Source organism: Agromyces sp. MMS24-K17 (assembly GCF_043950245.1).
In the GTDB taxonomy this organism is placed as follows: Bacteria; Actinomycetota; Actinomycetes; order Actinomycetales; family Microbacteriaceae; genus Agromyces.
On sequence record NZ_CP171640.1, the window covers coordinates 4,005,432 to 4,028,452 of the forward strand.

A 23,021-nucleotide genomic window follows, 5' to 3' on the forward strand; every position below is an offset into this window, starting at 1 on the left:
GGAAGTGGGTGGTGCACGTGGTGCACCCGGGTAGGTGACGGGAGCGATCGCGCGTCGTGTTGACGTCAACACCCCCTCGGACGAGGGTACATGTTGACGTCAACACGCGGAACCCCGAATCTCGGGACGTGTCAGCCGCGCAGCAGCGCGCGCAGCGACCGGATGGTGTCGGCCTCCTCGGGCCGCTTGTCGTCGCGGTAGTGCTTCACGCGGGCGAAGCGCAGGGCGATGCCGCCGGGGTACCGGCTCGACCGCTGCACGCCGTCGATCGCGATCTCGACGACGGTGATCGGCGAGACCCACACCGTGTTCGCCGTGCGCCGCACCTCGATCTCCTGGAACCGCTCGGTCTGCCAGCGGAGCAGCTCGTCGGTGAGGCCCTTGAACGTCTTGCCGACCATCACGAACCCGCCGGGCTCGCCGAACTCGCCCTCCGGGTCGAGCGCGCCGAGGTGCAGGTTCGACAGCCATCCGGTGCGCCGGCCCGACCCCCACTCGCAGGCGAGCACGACGAGGTCGTAGGTGTGCACGGGCTTCACCTTGATCCAGCTCGACCCGCGCCGGCCCGCCGCGTACGGCGAACCGATCGCCTTCACGACGACGCCCTCGTGGCCGGCGGCGAGCGCGTCGCGCGAGACCTCCTCGGCGACCTCGGGATCGGCGGTGACGACGCCCGGGATCCGGTGCGCGGGCGCGATCCGCGCGAGCTCGGCGAGCCGCACCGACAGCGGCTCGTCGAGCAGGTCGCGGCCGTCGACGTGCAGCACGTCGAAGAACCACGGGTGCAGCAGCGACTCGCGCGCGGCATCCGCCCCGAACCGCGACATCGTCTCCTGGAAGGGGCGCGGCGCGCCGTCCTCGTCGAGCGAGAGCGTCTCGCCGTCGAGGATCACGTCGCGCACGGGCAGCCCGCGCACCACCTCGACGACCTCGGGCAGGCGGTGCGTGATGTCGGCGAGGTTGCGCGTGAACACGCGCACGTCGTCGCCGAGGCGGTGCACCTGGATGCGCGCGCCGTCGAGCTTGAACTCCACGGATGCCTCGCCCGTCGTCGCGACCGCCTCGGCCACGGTCGGCGCGGAGGCGGCGAGCATCGGCAACACGGGCCGGCCGACGACGAGGCCGACCGCCTCGAGCTCGGCGGCGGTGCCGGTGAGCGCCAGCCGGGCCGTCGCGCCGAGGTCGCCCGAGAGCATCGCGGCCCGCCGCACGGCGTCGCCCGGCCGGTCGGCCGCGCGCGCGATCGCGTCGAGCAGCACGCCCTCGAGGGCGCCCGTGCGCAACTCGCCGAGGAGCACCCGCCCGATGAGGTCCTGCTCGGCGGCGGTCGCCCGTGCGGTCAGCGACCGGAGCGCCGCCGCCCGCTCGGCCGAGGAGCCGGTGCCCGCGGCGACCGACCCGAGCGCGTCGAACGCGGCGTCGAGGTCGAGCACGGTGAGCGTCGACTCGGCGGCGGGGTCGCCCATCGCCGCGGCGAGCCCCCGCCAGCCGACGCCGATGCGCCCCTGCCGGGGCTTGCCCGCGAGGAACCCGATCGCGGGCGCGATCTCCTCGGGCTCGAGCCGGCGCAGCAGCGCGGCGAGCGCGTCGACCTTCGCGAGGCGCGAGCGGGTCGAGGCGACGGCCTCCGACGTGGTGACGAGCGCTTCGAGCAGCACGTCGCCAGTCTGGCACCGGCCACCGACGCCCCCACCCCCCCGTGACGAGTCGCTCGCCCGCGCCGGGGATCAGGCGGCGGCCGCCCGCACGACCTCGCCGACCTTGCCGTAGAACCCCTCGAGGTCGGGCTCGTCGCCCGTCGGCTGCAGGATCACCGCGTCGGCGCCCGCCTCCTCGTACCGCCGGATCGTCGCGACGACGTCGTCGACCGAGCCCGCGGCGATGCGGCCCGGGTCGGCCGTCGCGTCCCAGTGCCGAAGGTCGGCGAGTGCGCGCTCGCGCGCCTCGTCGCCACCGAAGGCGGCGAGCACGAAGACGATCACCTCGGAGTCGCCGTCGCGCCCGGCGGCCGCACGGCCCGCGCGCACGACGGCGGCCGACTCGGCGATCCGCTCGGCGGACGCCCCGCCCGGGATGATCGTGCCGTCGGCGACCTCGCCGGTGAGGTGCAGGGTCTTCGGGCCCTCGCCCGCCGCGAGGATGCGCGGCGCGACCGCCGGCGGCCAGTCGAGCTTCACCCGGTCGAGCTTCACGTACCGGCCGCTCGTCGTGACCTCCTCGCCGGCGAGCAGGGCGCGCAGCGCCGGCACGTACTCGCGCATGAGCGTCAGCGGCGAGGCGACGCGCGCGCCGACCTGGCCCATCCAGTCGAGCACGCCGTGGCCGACGCCGGGCAGCAGCCGGCCGGGGAACATCCGCTCGATCGTCGCGATCTCCATCGCCGTGAGGGCGACGTTGCGCAGCGGCATCGGGGCGATGCCGATGCCGACCTTGAGGTGCTCCGTCCACGCCAGCGCGGCCGCCGCGGTCGCGAACGCCGACTCGCGGAAGCAGTCCTCCCAGAGCCAGAGCTCGGGCACCCCGGCGGACTCGGCGGCCTCGACGGCGGCGCGGAGCCGCTCGGGCGGGAAGGACGGCTGGAAGATCGCTCCGATGCGTGGCATCCCTCCATGCTGGCAGCAACCGCCGACGCGGAGCGACCGTGGACGCGGGCGATCCGCCGCGGCCGGGTAGCATCGCTGCACGGCATCGGCGCCCCCGGCCGATCCGACGCCTCCGGACGGGCGCTGCCCCGGCCGGCATCCCGAGGAGACACCGTGGTCACCTTCCACCCCGACCTGCGCGCGGCCCGCTTCATCCCGAACGTGCCGGCGAGCCCCCGGATCATCCGTGCCATGCGCCGCGCCGGCGCGCGCATGCAACCGCCACCAGCGCCCGACGACGTGCGCATCGAGGAGGTCACGGTGCCCGGCCCCGCGGGCGCGCCCGACGTGCGCGTGCGGCTCTACCGCCCGGTCGCGGCCCCGATTGCGACGACGAGCGCCGACGACGCGACCGCACCGGCCCCCGCCCCGGCCCTGCTCTGGATCCACGGCGGCGGCTTCGTGCAGGGCTCCCCCATCCAGGACGAGGCATCCAGCATCGGCTTCGTCCGCGCCCTCGGCATCACGGTCGCCGCGCCGACCTACCGACTCTCCCCCGACGTCGTCGCGCCGGCCGCCCTCGAGGACGCCTACGCCGCCCTGACCTGGCTGTTCCGCAACGCCGGCGACCTCGGCATCGACGCCGAGCGGATCGCCGTCGGCGGCGCGAGCGCCGGCGCCGGCCTCGCGGCGGGTCTCGTGCTCCTCGCGCACGACCGCGGGGAGGTGCGTCCCGCGTTCCAGCTCCTCGTGTACCCGATGCTCGACGACCGCACCGTCGTGCGCGACGACCACGACACGACCGGCGTGCGCATCTGGTCGCCCGCGCTCAACCGGTACGGCTGGACGAGCTACCTCGGCTGCGAGCCGGGCGGGGCGGATGTCTCGCCCTACGCCGCGCCGGCCCGCCGCGACGAGCTGGCCGGGCTGCCGCCCGCCTGGATCGGCGTGGGCACGCTCGACCTGTTCCACGACGAGGACGTCCGCCACGCCGAGCGCCTGAACGCGGCGGGCGTGCCGACCGAACTGGTGCTCGTCGACGGCGCCTTCCACGGCTTCGACGCGATCTTCCGCACGCGACCGGTGTCGAGGGCGTTCTACGAGGAGCAGGTGTCGGCGCTGCGCAGGGCCCTGCTCGACTGAGCGGGTCGGCGGGCGCACCGGCGGGCGAACGGGCCGCGGGGCCGCCTCAGTCGCGCGGTCGCTCGAACACGCGCCCGTGGAGTTCGGACGGGCGGATGCGCACCCAGCGGTCCTTCTCCTCGGGTGCCCACGGACGCGCGCCCGACGACTCGGCCTCCGCGATGTCGCTCTCGCCGGTGATCTCGGCCGCCTCGCCCTTGGCGACCACGCTCCACGCCTCGACGTCGTCGTAGCCGTCGACCTCGAACGCGACGGCGGCGTGCACGAGGATCTCGAGCAGCTTCGAGCCCGGCGCGGTGCGGAAGTAGATCGCCCGCCCGGCGACGCCGTGGTTCACGGGGAAGATGTCGACCTCGCCGCCCGCCGTCGTCGCGAGCCGGCCGATGACGGCCGTCGAGAGCCGCTCCCAGCACTCCTCCCGCGAGAGGTGCCGGGTCGGGTCGCGTTCGTCCTGGTACTCGAATCCGCCACTCATACCGACAGTCTGCCCCCGCCCATGCGTCGGGGAAAGGGTCAGGCGGGGCGCCTACCATCGTGGGGTGACCTCCGCCGCGCCATCCGTCGACCTCGCCCCCGTGCCGCCGCACGGCGTGCTCGACGCCGATGGCTGGCGCGCCCGCGAGGCGGCGCACGAGGCCCGCGCCGACGCCCTCACCGCCGGGCATCGCGAGCGGACGGCGCGCGGGGAGAAGCATCCGATCGAGGACTTCCTCTTCACCTACTACTCCTACTCGCCGAGCCTGCTGCGGCGGTGGCATCCCGGCCCGGGCGTCGCGCTCGCGGGCGCCGGGGGCGATCCGCGCGCCGCCTGGCGCTGGTACGCGCCGGGCTCGACCCCGGGCTCGCTCGTCGTCGACGCCGACGGGATGCGCCGCGAGAAGGCGCCGCTGCTGCGCTCGATCGAGCGGATCCTGCGGCTCACGGCGTCGCGGCCGGGGGCGTTCGGATGCTTCGGGCTGCACGAGTGGGCCATGGTGTACCGCCAGGCCGAGCATCGCCACCCCGTGCCGCTCCGGCTCGGGCAGGCGGCCACCGACGACGTGGTCGAGCAGCACGAGCTGCGCTGCACGCACATCGACGCGTACCGGTTCTTCACCGACGACGCCGTGCCGCGCAACCGGTTCGCGCCGACCCGCGAGACCCAGCCCGACCTCGAGCAGCCCGGCTGCCTGCACGCCGGCATGGACGTCTACAAGTGGGCGATGAAGCTCGGCCCGCTCGTGCCGGGCGAGCTGCTGCTCGACGCGTTCGAGCTCGCGCGGGACATCCGCTACCTCGACATGCAGGCCTCGCCGTACGACATGGCGCCCTGGGGCGGCGAGCCGGTGCGCATCGAGACCGCCGAGGGCAAGGCCGAGTACGTCCGCCGCCAGCGCGGCTTCGCCGAGCGGGGCAACGCGCTCCGCGAGCGGGTGCTCGCAGCGGCGTTCGGCTGAGGGCGCGACGCGGCATCCGAACCTGCCGACCGGCTCAGCGCGTGCGCGGCCCGGCGGCGGCCCCCGCGGTCTCCGCGGCGACCCACTCGTCGAACGTCTGCCGCCCGGTGTCCGCGTCCGGCCCGGGCAGCGTCTCGCCGCGGCGCATCGCGCCGAACTGCTTGCCGGCGAGGCTGACCGCGATCACCGGACCGCGCAGGCCGCGGGCCTTCGCGAGCGTGCGGACCATGCGGTCGAGCTGCTCCTCCTTCGGCCCGGCGAGGTCGGCCACACGACCCGAGGGGCCCTGCTCGGCGAGCTCGAGCAGGCGTTCGGCGACCTCGTGTGCCGCGACGGGCTGCGTCGGCAGCTTCGGCGCGAGGTGGACCCCGGCGACCGTCAGGCCGTCGAGCATCTGCCCCGCGAACTCGTGGAACTGCATGGCCCGCAGGATCGTCCAGGGCACGTCGCCCGCCGCGACCTCGCGTTCCTGCGCGACCTTGCCGGCGTAGTACCCGTAGGGCGCCCGGTCGACGCCGACGATCGACAGCGCCACGTGGTGGCCGACGCCGTTCGCCCGCTCCGCGGCGAGGAGGTGCCGGGTCGACGCGGTGAAGAACGCCTCGGCCGCGGCGGCCTTCGTGGAGTTCAGGTTGCTGACGTCGATCACGGCGTCGACCCCGGCGAGCGCGGGCTCGAGTCCGGCGCCGGTGGCCACGTTCACGCCGGCCGACCTGGCGATGACGACAACCTCGTGCCCGCGGGCGCGGGCGACCTCGACGACGTGGCGGCCGAGGAGTCCGGTGCCTCCGGCGACGGCGATCTTCATGTGGGGGTCCCTTCTCGGCGAGGCATCCGCTCGCCCTCACCTGCTCTGACGGAGCAGCCCGCCGGAATGTGACGTGGGCGCGGGATCTCCGTCGCCGGTTCCGCCGGATGAGCTCCGCCGGATGAGGAGGAATCCGGCGGCTCCCGGCGCGTCGCGGCCCGACACGCCGCACGGCGGCGGATTTCTCCTCATCGGGTGAGGGAGCCACGCGCGGGGTCGCCCGGGGCGGGTCCTAGAAGGCGGCCGGCGGTGGGAGGCTGGGGCCATGAGCCCTGCCGACCCGGCCGACGCGCGCTTCGATCCCGCCGCCCTCGAGGCCGAGCGCTCGCGGCTCCTGAGCCTCGCGTTCCGCATGCTCGGCACCGTCGCCGACGCCGAGGACGCCGTGCAGGAGACGTACGTGCGCTGGTACCGGATGCCCCGGGCCGACCAGGACGCCGTCGAGAACGTGGCGGCGTGGCTGACGACGGCGGCGAGCCGCATCTGCCTCGACCTGCTCGGGTCGGCGCGCGCCCGGCGCGAGCGGTACGTCGGCGAGTGGCTGCCCGAGCCGCTGCCGTCGGGCGCGGCCGGCCGGTTCGGCGCGACGGCGAGCCTGCTGGGCTCCGCCCCACCCGACCCGCTCGACCGGGTCACGCTCGACGAGTCGGTGAGCACGGCCCTGCTGATCCTGCTGGAGTCGCTGACCCCCGCCGAGCGGGTCGCGTTCGTGCTGCACGACGTGTTCGCGGTGCCGTTCGCCGAGGTGGCCGACGCGGTCGGGCGGTCGCCCGAGGCGTGCCGGCAGCTCGCGTCGTCGGCGCGCCGGCACGTGCGCGACCGGCGCCGGCACCTCGACACGGGCGCCAGGCATGCCGAGGTGGTGCGGGCGTTCATGGCGGCGTCGGCGGGCGGCGACCTCGAGACGCTGGTCGGGCTGCTCGACCCCGCGGTGCAGCTGCACGGCGACGGCGGCGGGCTGGCGTCGGCCGTGCGCCGTCCGCTCGTGGGCGCCGACGACGTGCTGCGGTTCCTCGCCGGCACGGTCGCGAAGCGGCCCGACCTGCACGTCGACCTGCGCGAGACGCCCGACGGCCTCACGCTCGCGGCGGGCGTCGACGGCGTCATCGACACCGTGATGGTCTTCGAGGTCGAGGGCGGGCGCATCACGCGCATCTGGAGCATGCGGAACCCGGAGAAGCTGCGGCTCTGGAACGCGAGCGGCGGCGCGGGCGCCTGACGTCGCGGGTCGAGCGGCCGGCCCGGGCGGATGCCCCGCCCCGCGTCACTCGACGTCGCGGTCGTGCGCGAGCAGCTGGAACATCTCGTGGTCCTGCCAGCGGCCGGCGATGCGGAGGTACTTCGGCGCCATCCCGATGTGCTCGAACCCGGCCTTCTCGAGCACTCGCTGGGAGCGGGCGTTGTGCCGCAGGGTGACGGCCTGGATGCGGTGCAGCCCGAGCTCGCCGAACCCGATCGCGGCCATGGCGCGCACCCCGTCGGTCGCGTAGCCGCGGCCGTTGGCGTGCTCCGCGATCCAGTAGCCGAGGTTGGCCGAGCACCACACGCCCAGCACGATGCCGCTCAGGGTCATGCGCCCGACGACCTCGCCGTCGTCGTCGAGCACGACGTGGGGCAGCGCGTCGCCCCGCCGGTGCTGGGCGAGCGCATCGGCGACGAAGCGGCGCTGGCCGTCCTCGGTGAAGTCGTGCTCGGTGCGGGCGGGCTCCCACGGCGCCAGGAACTCGCGGCCGGCGCGCTGCAGCTCGGCGAGCCGCGCGGCGTCCTCGAGACGGATGAGTCGGGTGGTGGCGGGCACCCGTCCACCCTCGCACAGGCTGCCGGGTCGGCGTCGGGCCGTGCTCAGCGGTGGCGCCAGTACCCGCAGAAGTCGACGTTGGCCTTGGGCACGCCGCGCTCGTTCACGAGGTGGCGGCGCACGCCCGTGGCGAGCTTCGACTCGCCGGCGGCGAAGGCGTCGGTCGAGGCATCCGCCCCCAGCTCGCGGACCCGCTCGAGCGCGGCCGCACCCGCGTGGGCGCCGTGCCCGCGCGCGATCCAGTGCACCTCGACGCCGGCGGGCGCGTCGACCGGCTGGCGGTCGTCGAGGTCGGGCACCTCGATGACGGCGTGGCCGCGGGCCTCCCGGGGCAGGTCGCGGAGGATGCCGACGACGGCCGGCAGCGCGCTCTCGTCGCCGACGAGGAGCACCCGCTCGGCGGTGGCGACGGGCCGGTAGCCGCAGCCCTGGTCGATGAGGGCGACGGGCGCGCCGACCGGCAGGCTCTCGGCCCACGGGCCCGCGACGCCGGCGTCGCCGTGGACGACGAAGTCGATGTCGAGCTCGCGCACCTCGGGCCGGAACTCGCGGACCGTGTAGTTGCGGATCACCGGCCGGGTCGCCTTCGGCAGCATGAGGTACCGCAGGTACGCGGCGGTGTCGAACGAGTCGGGGAGGGTGTCGAACCGGTTGTGGTCGTTCGTCGGCACGGCGAGCCGGAACCACTGGTCGAACCCGACGTGGCGCCAGCCGGCGAACTCCTCGCCGCCGAGGGTCAGGCGCACGAAGTGCGGCGAGATGCGCTCGGCGCGCACGACCTCGGCGGTGACGAGGCCGGTGTCGGCGGGGGTGACGGTGATGTTGCTCGCGACCACGGGGCTCCTCCGGAGAAGTCAGGTGAGGCTTACCTTACCGATCGCGGGGCTCGCGGTCGAGCGCGGGCCGGGGCTCGCGGTCGAGCGCGGGCCGGGGCTAGCGTCGACCCATGGACGCACGCACGCGAGGCCGCGCCCGACTCGACGAGGCGACCGCCGACCTCCAGCAGGCCCCCGACGTCGCCGTCGGGACGATGTTCGGCTCGGAGGGCTACACGGTGCGCGGCAAGCTCTTCGCGTTCGTCGACCGCGAGGGGCGCCTCGTGGTGAAGCTCCCCGAGGAGCGGGTGGACGCGCTCGGGCTCGACCACATGGTGATGCGCGGGCGCCCGATGCGCGAGTGGGCCGCCGTGCCGTACGACGACGGGGTCGAGCGGTGGGCCGCGCTCGCCGTCGAGGCCCACGGGTTCGTCGGCGAGCACGCCCCGTGAGCGCCGCCGACCACGAGCGGGTCATGGCGTGGAGTCGCGACGCGCTCGTCGCGCGGGTCGCCGCCTGACCCGCGCTGGATCGCGCGGCGCAGCGCTGCGCCGCTACAGCGACCCGCCGACCACCGCTTCGCCGAGGGGCGTGCGCACGTGCAGCACGCGGGCGCCGTCGCGCGTGCTCGCGACGAGCCCGGCCTCCCGCAGCACGCGGAGGTGGTGCGACGCGGTCGACGCGGCGAGCGCGTGGTCGGCCGCGACCTGCGACGTCGTCCGCGGGTGGTGGGCGGCGAGCAGGATGCCCGCGCGGGCCGGGCCGACGAGGGCGCCGAGCGCGTCGGCGGACGAGCCGGGGTCGCGCGCCCAGGCCGCGGTCACCCCGAGCGCCGGGTAGAACAGCGTCGGCTGGGCGGGCGGTTCGGTGAGCACGGAGCATCCGTGCCCGTTCATGACCGACGGCACGAGCACGAGGCCGCTCCCCCGGCAGTCGAGCACCTCGCCGTGCTTGCGCAGCAGCACCCGCACGCCGTCGCCGTGCCAGGTGACGGCCGGGTGCAGGCCGCGCGCCATGCCGGCGAGGCCCTCGCTGGTGACCCGCCGGGCGCGCACGGCGATGTCGGCCCGCAGCAGCCGTTCGAGCTGCGGCCAGACGGGCGCGAGGAGCGCGTCCCACACGTCGGTCCACGCGTCGGCGACGAGCGCGCGCGTGCGCGCGGGCTGCTCCCGCATGCGGAGGAGCGCGGCGCGGCGCGCGCCCTCCGACCGGTCGACCATCTTGCCGAGGTCGACGCCCAGGGGCCCGAGCGGCACCTCGCGGAGTCGCGCGCCCTCGTCGGCGGGCGTCAGGTCCCAGCCGGGGGTCGCGGTGAGGAAGTCGGGGAAGTAGCCGTCGACGCCGATGAGCAGCGCGAGCAGGTCGAACGGCTCGCGGGGCACGCGGTCGCGCACGGTGCGCAGCCACCCCCACTGCAGCGGATGCTCCGCCGGGCGCTGCAGCACGCGCACCGCGTGGCACAGCTCGTGCCCGGGCGAGACGCCGAAGCGGATCGCCGAGAGGTCGTCGGGCGCGAGCCGGAAGTCGACGACGTTTCGATCCACATCGAAACACTAACGGCCGGATGCCCCGCGCGGGAGCCTGTCCTCCATGACCACCACCACTGCACCGACGGCCTCCACGGGGGCCGAGATCACCCTGTCCCCGACCCTCTCGGCACCGGACGTCGAGGTCGTGACCGGCGAGTCGCTGCGCCTCGGCGCCGGGCGAACCCGCCGGTTCGTCGGCATCGAGCACGGCTCGGGCATCTCGTACTTCTCCGTCGACTACGAGACCGGCGAGGGCCCGGGCCTGCATTGGCACCCCTACCCCGAGACCTGGGTCGTGATCGAGGGCGTCGCGACCATCACGATGGGCGACCGCACGATCACCGCCCGCGAGGGCGACACCGCGACCGTGCCCGCCGGCGTCTGGCACGGGTTCCGCAACCTCGGCGAGGGGCGGCTCAAGGTGCTGTGCATCCACGCGTCGCCGGTGATCGTGCAGACGTGGGCCGACGAGTAGCATCCCGCCGACCCCACCACCCCGAAGGAGCATCCATGTCGTTCCAGTCCTACCTCGACAACATCGAGCAGAAGACCGGCCTCACGCCCCGCCAGTTCGTCGACCTCGCGACCGAGCGCGGCTTCGGCCCCGGCACCAAGGCGACGCCGATCGTCGAGTGGCTCGCCGCCGACTACGGCCTCGGCCGCGGGCACGCGATGGCCCTCGTGCACGTCATCACCAAGGGCCCGCAGATCAGCGCGAAGCACGTCGACAGCGGCACCGCGCACAGCGACCCGAGCGACACGCTCTGGCTCGACGGCGCGGCGACGAACCCGAACGGATGACCCGCCCCGCGCCTACCCGTCGCCGAGGATGATCCCGAGCGACGGGGCGCGACCCTTCTCGATGTGCGAGAACGCCAGGCTCTCGGCGAGCCGGGCGTTGCCCGCGGCGATCGCGTCGAGCAGTTCGTCGTGCTCGTGCGACTGCACGCCCGGGTCGCGGTCGGTGCCGGTCAGGTAGAACATCCACGTCATCCGGCCGCCGACCGCCCGCATCAGGGTGCTCAGCAGGCCGCTGTCGGCGAGTTCGACGATCGTCTGGTGGAACCGCGCGTGCGCCTCGGCGATCGCGAGCCGGTCGCCGCCGTCGACGGCGCGATGCGCCTCGGCGAGCGCCTCGGCGAGCACGTCGGCCGACGCCCCGTCGGCGGCGTTCTGCGCGGCGAGCCGGGCGGCGAGGCCCTCGAGGCTGAGCCGCACGTCGAACAGCTCGTTGATCGAGCGCTCGGTCCAGGCCGCCACGCGGGCGCTGCGGCGCGGCGCGGTGACGAGGAAGCCGTCGTGGTCGAGCTGCATGATCGCCGAGCGGATCGGGATGCGCGAGACCTCGAGCTCCTCGGCGAGCCGGTGCTCCTTCAGCGCGGAGCCCGGTTCGTAGCGACCGACGATGATGCCGGTGCGGAGGGCGTGGTAGGTCTGCGCCGACAGCGACTCGTCGTTCACCGGCACGGCCTGGGCCATCTCGTCCTCCGTTCCCGCGCGACGCGCTGGCGGCCCCGCCTCACTCGCGGATCGTGACCATCGTGCCAGCCCCGGCCTCGGCGGCGCGGCGCAACACGTGGTCGGCGGCGGCGAGGTCCTGCAGGCCGATGCCGACCGAGTTGAACACGGTCACGTCGCCCGGCGCGGTGCGGCCGGGCACCAGGCCCTCCAGCACCTCGCCGAGCTCGACGAGGTCGCCCTCCGCGACGGCCCCGGCGGCCAGTGCGTTGCGCACGTTGCCGGAGTCGGCGAGCGCGACGGCGCGGCTGTCGACGACGACCCGGTCGGCCGCGGCGAACACCGCCGGCGGCAGCTCGCTGTAGATCGGGCGGGGCGGCGAGCCGACCGCGTTCACGTGCAGGCCGCGGCGGATCCAGTCGGGCTCCACGATCGGAGCGGCCGACGGGGTCAGCGTGCAGAGCACATCGGCGTCGCGCACCGCGGCCTCGGCCGAAGCGGCGACGCGGGCGGGCAGGCCGGCATCGCGGAGGGCAGCGACGGTCTGCGCGGCCCGCTCGGGCGAGCGCGACCACACCGGCACCGCGTCGAGGTCGAGCACGCGGGCGATCGCCGCGGCGTGCTCGACGGCGAGCGCGCCGGCGCCGAGGAGCGCGAGCACGCGCGCGTCGGGGCGGGCGAGCGCCCGGGTCGCGAGCGCGGTCGCGGCGGCGGTGCGGATGCGGGTGAGCGAGCGCCCGTCGACGAGGCCGACGCACTCGCCGGTGTCGGCGGAGAACACCGACACGGTGGAGCGCTGCGCCGGCAGGCCGAGCTCGCGGTTGCGCGGGGCATCGGCGAGGAGCTTCATCGCGAAGAGGCCGAGCGCCGGCGCGAACGAGGTCATGGGCACGACGGCCGGGCCGTCGACCGTGCGGTCGGCGGGATCGCGCAGCGGCGACGGCGCGGGCTGCACGGCGAGGCCGGTGGCGAGGCCTCGGTGCGCGCGCTCGAGGGCGTCGAGCAGGCCGTCCCAGTCGACGAGGCGCTCCACCTCGCCGGACGTGAGGGTGCGAGTGGCCAAGGCCCCTCCTTTTCGCATTCGGTATCCCAAATCGGGTTCTTGTGGCACGACAGTACGTCACCGCAAGCAGATCGCGCATCCGGTGCTCCCACGCTGGAGCAGCCAACCCGGGATCGAGATCCTTGTAATTCCGCCACGCGTGACGTCATATGAGGCATCCGGCCACTGCGCGGAAGTTCACCCGAACGAAACGGGCCGACATGCTGGCGAAACATCCATCGCCGATTCTGTATACCGTTCCGATCCCCCGCATCCGAAGCCCGGAGGTGCCCGATGGCCCGACTCCTCGTCAGGAGGCTGCTGCAGGCGCTCACCACGGTGTTCGTCGTCGTCACCGTCGCGTTCCTGCTCGGCCGCCTGAGCGGCAGCCCCGCCGCGCTCCTGCTCAGCGACACCGCGACCACCGAGCAGATCGACGCCCTGAACGCCCGGCTCGGGTTCGACCAGCCGATCTGGCAGCAGTACGTCGACTACCTCGCCGGCATCCTCACGGGCGACTTCGGCGACTCGTACCGGCAGGCCGGAGTCTCCTCGATGGAGCTCGTGCTCGAACGGGTGCCCGCGTCGCTCCAGCTCGGCGCCGTCGGGCTGCTCCTCGGCATCCTGTTCGCCGTCGTCGCCGCGGTGATCGTGCAACTCACCGGCAGCCGGGGCATCCGCACCGCCTTCCTCGGCCTCGGCGCCGCGCGCCAGGCCGTGCCCGACTTCTTCTTCGGCCTGCTGCTCGTGCTCGTCTTCTCCGTCTCGCTCGGCCTGCTGCCCTCGCTCGGCAACCGCGACCCGCTCGCGATCGTCATGCCCGCCCTCACCATCGCGACCGGGCAGTTCGTGGTCTACCTGCGACTGCTCGACAACTCCCTCGGCGAGCAGTTCCGGCTCGACTACGCCCGCACCGCGTTCGCGCGCGGCGAGCACCGGTTCCGGGTCGTCACCTCCGAACTCCTGCCGAACGCCGCCCTGCCCGTGCTGACCATCGCCGGCATCAGCCTCGGCACCTTCCTCGGCGGGCTGGTCATCGTCGAGAACGTGTTCGCGTGGCCGGGCATGGGCCAGCTCATGCTGAGCGCCGTGTACTCCCGCGACTTCCCGGTCGTGCAGTCGGGGCTCATCGTCGTGGCGGTGCTGTTCATCCTGTCCAACGCGCTCGTCGACCTGGTGAGCGCGGCCATCGACCCGCGAGTGAGGCAGGCCGCATGACCACCACCGACCCCGGCACCCGCACCACGACCGACGCCGTCCTCGCCGTCCCCGACGCCGACACCGCCGCCCGCATCCGGCTCCCCCGGCTCGCCGGGCTCGAGTGGACCGGCATCGCCCTGCTCGCCCTCGTCGCCGGGTTCCTGCTGATCCGCCCGCTGCTGCCCGGCTACGACCCCTACGGCCAGGACCTCTCGGCCACCCTCGTGCCGCCGTTCACCGACCCGGCGCACCTCTTCGGCACCGACATGCTCGGCCGCGACCTCGGCAGCCGGCTCGCCCTCGGCGGGCAGGTGTCGCTCGGCATCGTGCTGCTCGTCGTGGTCGTGAACGGCATCATCGGCATGGTCACCGGGATGCTCGCCGGCTATGCCGGCGGACGCCTCGACAACGTGCTCATGGGCTGGGCCGACGTGCAGCTGGCGATGCCGGTCATCCTCGTGCTCATCGCCATGTCGGCCTCGTTCGGCCCGAGCGTCTGGCTCATGATCATCACCCTCGCCGCCACCTACTGGGTCGGCTACGCCCGCGTCGCCCGCAGCACGGCGATGACCCTCCGCGACCGCGACTTCGTGGTCGCGCCGCGCATCCAGGGCGCGACCGGCTACTGGACCGTGAGCACGCACATCGCCCCGCACGTCGGCGTGCAGATGCTCATCCTCGCGTCCTCCGACATCGGCGGCGTGCTGCTGCTCACGTCGTCGTTCGACTACCTCGGCCTCGGCGTGCAGGCGCCGACGCCGTCGTGGGGCCTGCTCATCAGCGAGGGCCAGAAGTACGTGCGCGAGGCGCCGTTCCTCGCACTCCTGCCCGGCGCGGCGATCTTCCTCGTCGTGATCGGCACCAACCTGATCAGCCAGCGGTTCACCGCGGAGCGCGACCTCTCCACGCTCCGCCGTCGCAGGAAGGCGGCCCGATGACCACCCCCGCACTGCTCCGCGTCGAGGACCTCGTCGTCGGCACCCGCGACGCCGACGGCCGCGAGGTGCGCCTCGTCGACGGCGTCGGCTTCACCGTCCACGAGGGCGAGGTGCTCTGCTTGGTCGGCGAGTCCGGCTCGGGCAAGAGCCTCACCATGTCGGCGGTGCTCGGCCTCCTGCCGCCCGGCGTCGAGGTACTCGGCGGCCGCGTCGAGTACCGCGGCCGCGACCTGCTGGCCATGCCGACCCGGGAGCTCCGGGCGCTCCGCGGGAACGAGCTCGCGATGGTCTTCCAGGACCCGATGACCGCCCTCAACCCGGTCAAGCGCGTCGGCGCCCAGGTCGGGCGCGCGGTGAAGCTGCACGGCGGCCGGATGTCGGGCGACGACGTCGAGCGGCGGGTGGTCGAGCTGCTCGAGTCGGTCGGGGTCCCCGAGCCGGCCGACCGCGCCCGCGCCTACCCGCACCAGTGGTCGGGCGGCATGCGCCAGCGCGCCGTCATCGCCATGGCGATCGCGCACGACCCGTCGCTGCTCGTGGCCGACGAACCGACGACCGCCCTCGACGTCACCATCCAGGCGCAGATCATGCACCTCCTCGCCGACGCCCGCTCGCGCACCGGCGCCGCGATGGTGCTCATCACCCACGACCTCGGCCTCGTCGCGCAGACCGCCGACCAGATCTGCATCATGTACGCGGGCCGCATCGTCGAGCAGGGCACCGTGTGGGACGTGTTCGACCGGCCGAGGCATCCGTACACCGCGGGCCTGCTGGGCAGCCTGCTGAGCGCCGACCGCACCGGCGGACGCGCCTACGCGATCCCGGGTTCGCCGCCGCCGCCCGCGGCCCGGCCCGCCGGCTGCCCCTTCGCACCGCGTTGCGAGCTCGTCGCGAAGTCCGAGGCGTGCGTCGCCGAGCGGCCCGCGCTCCGGGTCGTGGGAACCGCGCACGAGTCGACCTGCCACCACGCCGAGGCCGTCGGCGCCTTCGTCGAGGCGGTGGCCTCGTGAGCGCGCTTCGGGCCGTGGGCGACCCGGTGCTCGAGATCGAGGACCTGCACGTGCAGTTCACGCGCCGCACCGGCTGGCGCTCGAAGCACGTCGTGCGCGCCGTCGACGGGGTCAGCCTGTCGCTCGGGCGCGGCGAGACCCTCGGCCTCGTCGGCGAGTCGGGTTGCGGCAAGTCGACCCTCGTGCGCAGCGTGTTCGGACTGAACACCCCGGTCGCGGGCGACATCCGCGTGCTCGGCGAGCGCCTCGCTGACCTGCCGCCGCGCCGTCGCCGCGCGCTCCAGAACCGGGTGCAGCTCGTGTTCCAGGACCCGTACTCGTCGCTCGACCCGCGCCTCAGCGTGCACGACATCGTCGCCGAGCCGCTGCAGATCGCCGGCACCTACTCGAAGGACCGCGTCGTCGAGCTCCTCGCCGACGTCGGCATCGGCGCCGAGTCGCTGCGCCGCACCCCCGCGCAGTTCTCCGGCGGGCAGCGGCAGCGCATCGGCATCGCCCGGGCGCTCGCGCTGCGGCCCGAGATCCTCGTGCTCGACGAGCCCGTGTCGGCGCTCGACGTGTCGGTGCAGGCGCAGGTGATCAACCTGCTCATCGACCTGCAGGACAAGCACGCCCTGTCGTACCTGTTCATCGCCCACGACCTGTCGGTCGTGCGCTACCTGTCGGACCGCGTCGCCGTCATGCGCCAGGGCCGCATCGTCGAGCTCGGCGACCGCGACCAGGTGTTCGACGCGCCGAGGCATCCGTACACGCGGTCGCTGCTGGCCGCCATCCCGACCCCCGACCCGCGCACGCGGGCGGACGCACCACCGACCCACCCGCACCAGCCGCACCAGCCGCACCACCCAGCCACCGCCGCCACCCGCTGAGAGAACGAGGAACCCCCGCATGTCACGATCCCGCAGCCTCCGCCGGACCCGCACCGCCGCCGCGCTCGCCCTGCTCGCCTCGGGCGGCCTGCTGCTGACCGCCTGCGCCACCGGCACCGCCGGGGCATCCGCCACCGACCACGACCTCACCGTCGGCGTCGTCACCGAGCCCGAGAAGTCGCCCGAGCCCATCGGCGACGGGTCGCTGGCCGGCTACAACATCTACTACAACCTGTTCGACCAGCTCACCCGCCTCGATGCCGACGGGGCGATCCAGCCCTCGCTCGCGACGGAGTGGACCTCGAACGACGACTTCACCGAGTGGACGTTCACGCTGCGCGACGACGTGACGTTCCACGACGGCACCCCGCTCACCGCGGGCGACGTCGTCTTCACCTACGAGACCGTGCTCGCCACGCCCGACTCCGACAACCTCGGCTACATGGGCATGCTCGAGTCGGTGACGGCGCCGGATGCCACGACCGTCGTGTTCACGCTGAACTCGCCGTTCTCGCCGTGGCCGTCGATCACGACCGCCCAGTCGATCGTGCCGGAGGCGGTGTACTCCGAGCTCGGCCCGGAGGGCTTCGCGAAGGCGCCCGTCGGCTCGGGGCCGTTCCGCTTCGTGAGCTGGACCCGCGGCGTTCGACTACGTGCTCGAGCGCAACGAGGACTACTGGGGCGAGGTGCCCGAGGTCGAGACCCTGACCTTCCAGACCGTCGCCGACGAGGAGGCGCGCCTGAACGGCGTCATCTCCGGCTCGCTCGACATCGCCCTGATCTCGCCGAACCAGGTCTCGTCGGTCGAGGGCAGCAGCGCCGAGGTGGCCTCGCGGGCCGCGAACGGCGTCACCTTCCTCGGCATGAACTCGACCGCCGGCCCGCTCGCCGACGCTCGCATCCGCGAGGCCGTGTGGCACGCGATCGACCGCGAGGAGCTCGTGACGGCCGTGCTCGACGGGCGCGGCGTGCCGAACGACCAGGTCGTCGCCCCGAACGTCGCGGGCTTCGTCAAGGGCGCAGAGGGCCCGGCCTACGACCCCGACGCCGCCGAGGCGCTCCTCGCCGAGGCCGGGTACGACGGCACCCCGATCCCGCTGGAGTACGCGACCGACGGCCGCATCCCGATGAGCGCGGAGATCGCCCAGGCGGTCGCCGGCTACCTCGGCGCGGTCGGCATCGAGGTGAAGCTGGTCGGTATGGACCAGGCGAGCCTGTCGAACAAGATCTACGGCACCGTGAACATGGACGGCATCTTCCTGAACACCTGGGCGCCGTCGACGATGGACGGCGACATGCCGGTCACGAACCTGTTCTCGGGCGGGCAGAACGACTACGCGAAGAGCCCGGAGACGGCGGCCCTGGTCGCCGAGCAGCGCACGGTGGCAGGCCAGGACCGCATCGACGTGTTCGGCCGGCTCGCCGACGCGAACTTCGCGGCGGCCTACCTCATCCCGCTGTTCACCCCGCAGGCCGACTACGCGGTGGCGCCGGGCGTCGAGTGGACGCCCCGCGTCGACGGCGAGTACTTCCTCGGCGACACGACGTTCGCCGGGTGAGCCGACCGGGGGCGTCCGCCGCGGCGGGCGCCCCCGGTTCCGCGCCGCTGCTCCGCCGCTCCGCCGCTCCGCCGCTCCGCCGCTCCGTTGCTCCGTTGCTCCGTTGCTCCGCACCATCCAGACCCCGTTTCCCGCTGCTCCCTCCCGCCCCGACCCGCGAAAGGCCGACTCCATGACCCGCACCCTCCTCCGCAACGTCCGCCCGTGGGGCGGCGCGCCCGCCGACGTGCTCGTCGACGAGACGGGCATCCTCGAGGTGGCGCCCGCCGCGGAGGCGGCCGCACCCGCGACGGATGCTCCCGCCGGGGCATCCGACCTCGAGGTCGTCGACGGCGCCGGGGGCATCCTGCTGCCGTCCTTCAGCGACGTGCACGTGCACCTCGACTCGACCCGCATGGGGCTGCCGTTCCGCCCGAACACCGCCGGGCCGTCGCGCATGGACCGCATCCTCAACGACCGCGCGAACTGGCGCAGCGCCGAGCAGCCCGTGGCCGCCCGCGCGACGTACACGCTGGAGCGGATGATCGCGCAGGGCGCGACCCGCGTGCGCAGCCACGCGCAGGTCGACGCCGACTCGGGCCTCGAGAAGTTCGAGGGCGTGCTCGCCGCCCGCGAGGCGCACCGCGACCGCGCCCACGTCGAGATCGTCGCGTTCCCGCAGGTCGGCATCCACCTGGAGGACGGCGTGCCCGACCTGCTCGACGAGGCGCTGAGGAACGGCGCCGACCTCGTCGGCGGCATCGATCCGTGCGAGATCGACCGCGACCCGAAGCGGCACCTCGACACCGTGTTCGAGCTCGCCGAGCGGCACGGCGTCGGCATCGACGTGCACCTGCACGAGGCGGGATCGCTCGGCCTGTTCTCCCTCGACCTGATCGTGGAGCGCACCCGCGCGCTCGGACTCGCCGGCCGCGTCAGCGTGTCGCACGCCTTCGCGCTCGCCTCCACGGTGCCGGGCGTCGAGCGCGCGCTGGAGGACGTCGCGGAACTCGACATCGCCCTGACGACGATCGCCCCGAAGGGCTCCCTCACGCACCCGCTCGACCTGCCGATCGGCCGCCTCCGCGACCTCGGCATCCGCGTCGGCCTCGGCATGGACGGCCAGCGCGACTACTGGTCGCCGTGGGGCAACGGCGACATGCTCGAGCGGGCGTTCCTGCTCGCGTACACGCAGGGCTACTCGAACGACGACGACATCGAGGACGCCCTCGCGGTCGCGACCTGGGGCGGGGCGAACGTCATCGACGGGTCGCTGCGCCGGCTCGGCGCCGACGGGCGACCGGGCGTCGCCGTCGGCGACCCGGCCGAGCTCGTCGTCGTGCGCGGCGAGACCCCGACCTCCGCGGTGATGGACCGCTTCCCCGAGCGCGTCGTCGTGCACGCCGGGCGGGTGGTCGCCGAGGGCGGCGAGCTGCGGTGACGCGCACGCCGACGATCCTCGTCGTCAACTGCAACACCGACGAGCGGATGACCCGCGCCATCGCCGCGGTCGCCGCCGACGCCGCGGCACCGGGGACGGAGATCGTCGGCCTCGCCCCGTCGTGGGGGCCGTCGTCGGCCGAGGGCTACCTCGAGAGCTACGCCACCGCGGTCGCCACGATGGACGCGGTCGCCGGCTACGACGGCCCGTTCGACGCGGTCGTCATGGCCGGGTACGGCGAGCACGGGCGGGAGGGGATGCGCCAGCTCGTCGCCCAGCCGGTGGTCGACATCACCGAGGCATCCGCCTTCCTCGCCTGCCTCGTCGGGCACCGGTTCGGCGTGGTGACGACGGTGGCGTCGGCGATCGCCGGCATCGGGGACAGCCTGCGCTCGGCGGGCGTCCTCGACCGGTGCGCCGGCATCGTCGCGACCGCCCTGCCCGTGTCGCACGTCGGCGACGACGTCGAGGTCACCGCGGCGGCCCTGGAGCGCGGCGGCCGCGACCTGCTCGACCGCGGCGCCGACGTGCTCGTGCTCGGGTGCGCCGGCTTCGCCGGGCTCGACCGGGCGCTCGAGCGCCGGCTCGGCGTGCCCGTCATCGACGGGGTGGCCGCCGCGGTCGCGCTGGCCGAGTCGCTCGTCGCGCTCGGCAAGCGCACGAGCACGGCCGGGCCGTACGCGCCGGCGGACCCGGTGAAGCCGTGGCTCGGGCCGCGGCCCGGACGCTTCGCGGCGGTCGTCGCCGGCTGAGCGGCGCGCGGGCTCGCTCGGGACCATTCGTTTCGCTTCGGACCCGCGATTGCGGATGTCCCGGGCGAATCGGATGGTCCGAACGGTGCCGGCGGCGCGGATGCCTCAGGCCGAGCGCCGCACCACCAGCGAGCAGTCCGTGACGATCTCGCGCGGCGGGTCGTTCCGCCCGGCCACCCGCGCCGCGAGCAGGTCGACGGCGTGCTTGGCGAGCTGGTCGGTGCCGGGCTCGATGGTCGTCAGCGGCGGGAACGAGTACTGCGCCGCCGGCACGTTGTCGAACCCGACCACGGCGACGTCGTCGGGCACCCGGAGGCCCTGCATCTGGATCGCGTGCAGCGCGCCGAGCGCGAGCGTGTCGTTGAAGCAGAACACGGCGTCGGGCCGCTCGTCGAGGCTCAGCAGGTGGGTCATCGCGGCCGCGCCGTCGCGGAGCTTCCACTCCTCGGCCACGACGATGCGCTCGGGCGCGACCTCGAGCCCGACGCCGCGGAGCGCCCGCTCGTACCCCTCGAGGCGCAACGAGGCGGCGCTCACGGTGCTCACCTGCGGGTTGGTGCCGATCGCCGCGATGCGGGTGCGACCGCGGTCGATGAGGAACTGGGTCGCGAGCTGCGCCGCCTCGACGTTCGCCATCGACACGTGGTCGACGGGTCCATTGAAGATGCGGTCGCCGAGGATGACGAGCCGGTCGTTGCCGAGCAGGTACTTCTCGTCGCCCGGGCCGAGCGCGTGCGGCTGGAAGATGAGCCCGTCGGCATGCTCGCGGCGGGCGCCGGAGAGGATCGCGATCTCGGTCTCGCGGCGCGCGCCGGTCTGCTGGATCACGACCGACCAGTCGTGCCGCTCGGCCTCGGCCATGATGCGCCGCGCGAGGTCGGCGAAGTAGTCGATGCCGAGGTCGGGGATGGCGAGCGCGATCGTGCCGACCCGGCCGGTCTTGAGGCTCCGCGCCGAGGTGTTCATGCGGTAGCCGAGCTCGTCGACGGCGCGCAGCACCCGGTCGCGCGTCTCGGGGCGCACCGACGGGCTGCCCGACAGCACGTTCGACACGGTGCGCGCGGTGACGCCGGCGCGCGTGCCGACGTCGGCCATCGTCACGCCGTGGGACTTCAGCACCACCCGACTACCCCCGCCCTGGCTCGCATGCGACACGGACGACCGCCCAGGACAGCGGCGGCAGGGTCGCGCGGAGCCGGTCGCCGTCCAGCGTAGCCGCCAGGGGTCGCGGAGCGACCTCGTCGGGCCGGTCGACCGTGTTGGTCGCGGACGGGTCGGGATGCCAGAGCAGGTCGGCCTGCACGATGCCGGTCGCCCCGAGGGCGACGAGTTCGACGTCCACGTCGGCGGCGGTCGTCGTCGACCGGTTCGCGAGGTACAGCGAGACCCGGTCGCCGGCGGCGGTGCGCGTGATCGCCGCGGTCACGGACTCGAGCGAGGCATCCGCTTCGCCCTCGACCGTCGCGGCCAGCACCGTCTCCCCCGCCGACTGCGCCGCCGCCGCGAACGGGTGGAACGTGGTCTGCCGCCAGGCGGGCGCGCCGGGCTCGGCGCGGATCGGGCCGATCACGTTCACGAGCTGCGCGAGGGCGGCGATCGCGACGACGTCGGCGTGGTTCAGGATGCTCTGCAGCAGCGTGCCGACGACGACCGCGTCGGCGTGCGTGTACGCCTGCTCGAGGATGCGCGGCGCCTCCTCGAAGACGCGACCGGGCTTCAGCTCGTCGTACGCGCGGAAGTCCCACACGTTCCACTCGTCGAGGCTGATGCGCACGTCGCGCGTGCTGCGGGTCGCGGCCTGCACGTGGGCGATGGTCGCGGCGATCGCGTCGAGGAACGCGTCGAGGCGGTCGGCGGAGCGGAGGAACGCGTCGAGGTCGCCCTCGTCGCGGAAGTAGATGTGGCACGACAGGTGGTCGACGAGGTCGATGGTCTTCGTCAGCACCGTGTGCTCCCACGTGCCGAAGGTCGCCATGTCGGCGTTCGAGCTGCCGACGACGACGAGCTCGAGCGTCTCGTCGTAGGCGCGCATCGCCGACGCCGCGCGGGCGGCGAGGTCGCCGTACTCCTCGGCCGAGCGATGGCCGAGCTGCCACGGCCCGTCGAGCTCGTTGCCGAGGCACCAGAGCCGCACGTCGTGCGGCTCGGTCGCGCCGTTGCGGATGCGCTCGTCGCTGAGGGCGGTGCCGGCGGGGAAGTTCGCGTACTCGAGCAGGTGCAGGGCGCTGCGGATGTCCCCGAGCCCGAGGTTCACCGCGAGCATCGGCTCGACGCCGGCGGCCCGGCACCAGGCGACGAACTCGTCGGTGCCGAACGTGTTCGGCTCGATCGTCTTCCACGCGAGGTCGAGCCGACGGGGCCGCTCCTCGACCGGTCCGATGCCGTCGCGCCAGTCGTAGCCCGACACGAAGTTGCCGCCCGGGTAGCGCACCACGGTGACGCCGAGCTCGCGCACGAGGTCGAGCACGTCGCCGCGGAACCCCTCGGGAGTGGCGCTCGGATGCCCCGGCTCGTGGATGCCGCCGTAGACGCCGCGGCCGAGGTGCTCGACGAACGAGCCGAACAACCTCGGGTCGGCGACGCCGATCGGGCGGCCGACGGCGACCGCCACCGGGCGGGCGGGCGTCGCACCGCGGGGTGCGTCCTGGGCTGTGACCACGGG

Annotated in this window: 24 protein-coding genes and 1 pseudogene; 14 read left to right on the forward strand and 11 right to left on the reverse strand. The window is 74.2% G+C overall.

The genetic code is table 11. The annotated features are described in order from the left end of the window. Positions 1–131: 131 nt before the first annotated feature. Positions 132–1,658, reverse strand: coding sequence for an ATP-dependent DNA ligase (locus tag ACGGZK_RS18300; protein ID WP_395244050.1), 1,527 nt, complete (start codon positions 1,656–1,658; stop codon positions 132–134). Between the two features lie 69 nt (positions 1,659–1,727). Beyond that, positions 1,728–2,603 (reverse strand): LLM class flavin-dependent oxidoreductase, encoded by an 876-nt coding sequence (locus ACGGZK_RS18305; RefSeq protein ID WP_395244051.1) that lies wholly within the window; start codon positions 2,601–2,603, stop codon positions 1,728–1,730. A 6-nt stretch (positions 2,604–2,609) separates the two neighbouring features. Here ACGGZK_RS18305 and ACGGZK_RS18310 point away from each other — a divergent pair, with 6 nt between their 5' ends. Then, complete coding sequence (locus tag ACGGZK_RS18310) at positions 2,610–3,725, forward strand: alpha/beta hydrolase (protein ID WP_395244052.1); 1,116 nt, start codon at positions 2,610–2,612, stop codon at positions 3,723–3,725. Positions 3,726–3,771: 46 nt separating this feature from the next. Here the strand turns inward: ACGGZK_RS18310 and ACGGZK_RS18315 are convergent, their stop codons facing one another. Then, positions 3,772–4,200, reverse strand: coding sequence for a pyridoxamine 5'-phosphate oxidase family protein (locus ACGGZK_RS18315; protein WP_395244053.1), 429 nt, complete (start codon positions 4,198–4,200; stop codon positions 3,772–3,774). A gap of 64 nt (positions 4,201–4,264) precedes the next feature. Between ACGGZK_RS18315 and ACGGZK_RS18320 the strand changes: the two genes are divergently transcribed. After that, complete coding sequence (locus ACGGZK_RS18320; protein ID WP_395244054.1) at positions 4,265–5,161, forward strand: 3-methyladenine DNA glycosylase; 897 nt, start codon at positions 4,265–4,267, stop codon at positions 5,159–5,161. Positions 5,162–5,195: 34 nt separating this feature from the next. Here the strand turns inward: ACGGZK_RS18320 and ACGGZK_RS18325 are convergent, their stop codons facing one another. After that, positions 5,196–5,969: an SDR family oxidoreductase gene (locus ACGGZK_RS18325; RefSeq protein WP_395244055.1), complete on the reverse strand. Its 774-nt coding sequence runs from the start codon at positions 5,967–5,969 to the stop codon at positions 5,196–5,198. Between the two features lie 265 nt (positions 5,970–6,234). Here ACGGZK_RS18325 and sigJ point away from each other — a divergent pair, with 265 nt between their 5' ends. Beyond that, positions 6,235–7,188, forward strand: a complete 954-nt coding sequence (sigJ, locus tag ACGGZK_RS18330; protein ID WP_395244056.1) for an RNA polymerase sigma factor SigJ — start codon at positions 6,235–6,237, stop codon at positions 7,186–7,188. 45 nt (positions 7,189–7,233) lie between these two features. Here the strand turns inward: sigJ and ACGGZK_RS18335 are convergent, their stop codons facing one another. Together ACGGZK_RS18335 and ACGGZK_RS18340 are read right to left on the reverse strand one after the other, a co-directional pair. Further along, positions 7,234–7,767 (reverse strand): GNAT family N-acetyltransferase, encoded by a 534-nt coding sequence (locus tag ACGGZK_RS18335; protein WP_395244057.1) that lies wholly within the window; start codon positions 7,765–7,767, stop codon positions 7,234–7,236. 44 nt (positions 7,768–7,811) lie between these two features. Continuing rightward, complete coding sequence (locus ACGGZK_RS18340; RefSeq protein WP_395244058.1) at positions 7,812–8,603, reverse strand: siderophore-interacting protein; 792 nt, start codon at positions 8,601–8,603, stop codon at positions 7,812–7,814. A 110-nt stretch (positions 8,604–8,713) separates the two neighbouring features. Between ACGGZK_RS18340 and ACGGZK_RS18345 the strand changes: the two genes are divergently transcribed. Next, positions 8,714–9,034 carry a hypothetical protein gene (locus tag ACGGZK_RS18345; RefSeq protein ID WP_395244059.1) on the forward strand — a complete coding sequence of 107 codons (321 nt, stop codon included), beginning with the start codon at positions 8,714–8,716 and terminating at the stop codon, positions 9,032–9,034. 102 nt (positions 9,035–9,136) lie between these two features. Here the strand turns inward: ACGGZK_RS18345 and ACGGZK_RS18350 are convergent, their stop codons facing one another. Continuing rightward, positions 9,137–10,126 (reverse strand): DUF5937 family protein, encoded by a 990-nt coding sequence (locus ACGGZK_RS18350; protein WP_395244060.1) that lies wholly within the window; start codon positions 10,124–10,126, stop codon positions 9,137–9,139. A 46-nt stretch (positions 10,127–10,172) separates the two neighbouring features. On the opposite strand from ACGGZK_RS18350, the gene ACGGZK_RS18355 reads away from it, so the two are divergent. Continuing rightward, a complete protein-coding gene (locus tag ACGGZK_RS18355; protein ID WP_395244061.1) occupies positions 10,173–10,586 on the forward strand; it encodes a cupin domain-containing protein in 414 nt (137 codons plus the stop codon). Positions 10,587–10,621: 35 nt separating this feature from the next. Then, entirely contained in the window at positions 10,622–10,912 is a 291-nt protein-coding gene (locus ACGGZK_RS18360) for a DUF4287 domain-containing protein (protein ID WP_395244062.1), read from the forward strand. A 12-nt stretch (positions 10,913–10,924) separates the two neighbouring features. Here ACGGZK_RS18360 and ACGGZK_RS18365 read toward each other — a convergent pair whose 3' ends face one another. Both ACGGZK_RS18365 and ACGGZK_RS18370 read right to left on the reverse strand, forming a co-directional pair. Then, a complete protein-coding gene (locus tag ACGGZK_RS18365) occupies positions 10,925–11,590 on the reverse strand; it encodes a GntR family transcriptional regulator (protein ID WP_395244063.1) in 666 nt (221 codons plus the stop codon). Positions 11,591–11,630: 40 nt separating this feature from the next. Next, a complete protein-coding gene (locus ACGGZK_RS18370; protein ID WP_395244064.1) occupies positions 11,631–12,632 on the reverse strand; it encodes an ornithine cyclodeaminase family protein in 1,002 nt (333 codons plus the stop codon). Between the two features lie 273 nt (positions 12,633–12,905). Here ACGGZK_RS18370 and ACGGZK_RS18375 point away from each other — a divergent pair, with 273 nt between their 5' ends. The 8 genes and pseudogenes from ACGGZK_RS18375 to ACGGZK_RS18410 all read left to right on the forward strand — a co-directional run bounded on the left by ACGGZK_RS18375 (position 12,906) and on the right by ACGGZK_RS18410 (position 20,359). Then, on the forward strand, positions 12,906–13,829 hold the full coding sequence (locus ACGGZK_RS18375; protein WP_395244065.1) for an ABC transporter permease: 924 nt from the start codon (positions 12,906–12,908) through the stop codon (positions 13,827–13,829). Then, the gene (locus ACGGZK_RS18380; protein ID WP_395244066.1) at positions 13,826–14,749 is read left to right on the forward strand and encodes an ABC transporter permease; all 924 of its coding nucleotides are present in this window, start codon (positions 13,826–13,828) and stop codon (positions 14,747–14,749) included. Before ACGGZK_RS18375 ends, ACGGZK_RS18380 begins: the two co-directional genes overlap by 4 nt. After that, on the forward strand, positions 14,746–15,759 hold the full coding sequence (locus ACGGZK_RS18385) for an ABC transporter ATP-binding protein (protein ID WP_395244067.1): 1,014 nt from the start codon (positions 14,746–14,748) through the stop codon (positions 15,757–15,759). The genes ACGGZK_RS18380 and ACGGZK_RS18385 overlap by 4 nt, the downstream gene beginning before the upstream one ends. Then, complete coding sequence (locus tag ACGGZK_RS18390) at positions 15,756–16,628, forward strand: ATP-binding cassette domain-containing protein (RefSeq protein ID WP_395244068.1); 873 nt, start codon at positions 15,756–15,758, stop codon at positions 16,626–16,628. The genes ACGGZK_RS18385 and ACGGZK_RS18390 overlap by 4 nt, the downstream gene beginning before the upstream one ends. Positions 16,629–16,647: 19 nt before the next feature. Next, a pseudogene (locus tag ACGGZK_RS18395) lies at positions 16,648–17,220 on the forward strand (ABC transporter substrate-binding protein); the annotation flags it as partial. Between the two features lie 61 nt (positions 17,221–17,281). After that, positions 17,282–18,187: an ABC transporter substrate-binding protein gene (locus ACGGZK_RS18400; protein WP_395244069.1), complete on the forward strand. Its 906-nt coding sequence runs from the start codon at positions 17,282–17,284 to the stop codon at positions 18,185–18,187. Between the two features lie 172 nt (positions 18,188–18,359). Continuing rightward, positions 18,360–19,607 carry an amidohydrolase gene (locus ACGGZK_RS18405; protein ID WP_395244070.1) on the forward strand — a complete coding sequence of 416 codons (1,248 nt, stop codon included), beginning with the start codon at positions 18,360–18,362 and terminating at the stop codon, positions 19,605–19,607. Continuing rightward, on the forward strand, positions 19,604–20,359 hold the full coding sequence (locus ACGGZK_RS18410; RefSeq protein ID WP_395244071.1) for an aspartate/glutamate racemase family protein: 756 nt from the start codon (positions 19,604–19,606) through the stop codon (positions 20,357–20,359). Before ACGGZK_RS18405 ends, ACGGZK_RS18410 begins: the two co-directional genes overlap by 4 nt. 105 nt (positions 20,360–20,464) lie before the next feature. Here ACGGZK_RS18410 and ACGGZK_RS18415 read toward each other — a convergent pair whose 3' ends face one another. Together ACGGZK_RS18415 and ACGGZK_RS18420 are read right to left on the reverse strand one after the other, a co-directional pair. Then, the gene (locus ACGGZK_RS18415) at positions 20,465–21,481 is read right to left on the reverse strand and encodes a LacI family DNA-binding transcriptional regulator (RefSeq protein ID WP_395244072.1); all 1,017 of its coding nucleotides are present in this window, start codon (positions 21,479–21,481) and stop codon (positions 20,465–20,467) included. A 4-nt stretch (positions 21,482–21,485) separates the two neighbouring features. Further along, a complete protein-coding gene (locus ACGGZK_RS18420) occupies positions 21,486–23,018 on the reverse strand; it encodes an alpha-N-arabinofuranosidase (protein WP_395244073.1) in 1,533 nt (510 codons plus the stop codon). Between the last annotated feature and the right edge of the window lie 3 nt (positions 23,019–23,021).

Excerpts from the sequence above, each read along its gene's own strand:
- ACGGZK_RS18405 (WP_395244070.1), top strand. The coding sequence starts at position 18,360 with ATGACCCGCACCCTCCTCCGCAACGTCCGCCCGTGGGGCGGCGCGCCC.
- ACGGZK_RS18355 (WP_395244061.1), top strand. The coding sequence starts at position 10,173 with ATGACCACCACCACTGCACCGACGGCCTCCACGGGGGCCGAGATCACC.
- ACGGZK_RS18375 (WP_395244065.1), top strand. The coding sequence starts at position 12,906 with ATGGCCCGACTCCTCGTCAGGAGGCTGCTGCAGGCGCTCACCACGGTG.
- ACGGZK_RS18345 (WP_395244059.1), top strand. The coding sequence starts at position 8,714 with ATGGACGCACGCACGCGAGGCCGCGCCCGACTCGACGAGGCGACCGCC.
- ACGGZK_RS18360 (WP_395244062.1), top strand. The coding sequence starts at position 10,622 with ATGTCGTTCCAGTCCTACCTCGACAACATCGAGCAGAAGACCGGCCTC.
- ACGGZK_RS18385 (WP_395244067.1), top strand. The coding sequence starts at position 14,746 with ATGACCACCCCCGCACTGCTCCGCGTCGAGGACCTCGTCGTCGGCACC.
- ACGGZK_RS18380 (WP_395244066.1), top strand. The coding sequence starts at position 13,826 with ATGACCACCACCGACCCCGGCACCCGCACCACGACCGACGCCGTCCTC.
- ACGGZK_RS18365 (WP_395244063.1), bottom strand. The coding sequence starts at position 11,590 with ATGGCCCAGGCCGTGCCGGTGAACGACGAGTCGCTGTCGGCGCAGACC.
- sigJ (WP_395244056.1), top strand. The coding sequence starts at position 6,235 with ATGAGCCCTGCCGACCCGGCCGACGCGCGCTTCGATCCCGCCGCCCTC.
- ACGGZK_RS18315 (WP_395244053.1), bottom strand. The coding sequence starts at position 4,200 with ATGAGTGGCGGATTCGAGTACCAGGACGAACGCGACCCGACCCGGCAC.
- ACGGZK_RS18325 (WP_395244055.1), bottom strand. The coding sequence starts at position 5,969 with ATGAAGATCGCCGTCGCCGGAGGCACCGGACTCCTCGGCCGCCACGTC.
- ACGGZK_RS18310 (WP_395244052.1), top strand. The coding sequence starts at position 2,610 with ATGCTGGCAGCAACCGCCGACGCGGAGCGACCGTGGACGCGGGCGATC.
- ACGGZK_RS18305 (WP_395244051.1), bottom strand. The coding sequence starts at position 2,603 with ATGCCACGCATCGGAGCGATCTTCCAGCCGTCCTTCCCGCCCGAGCGG.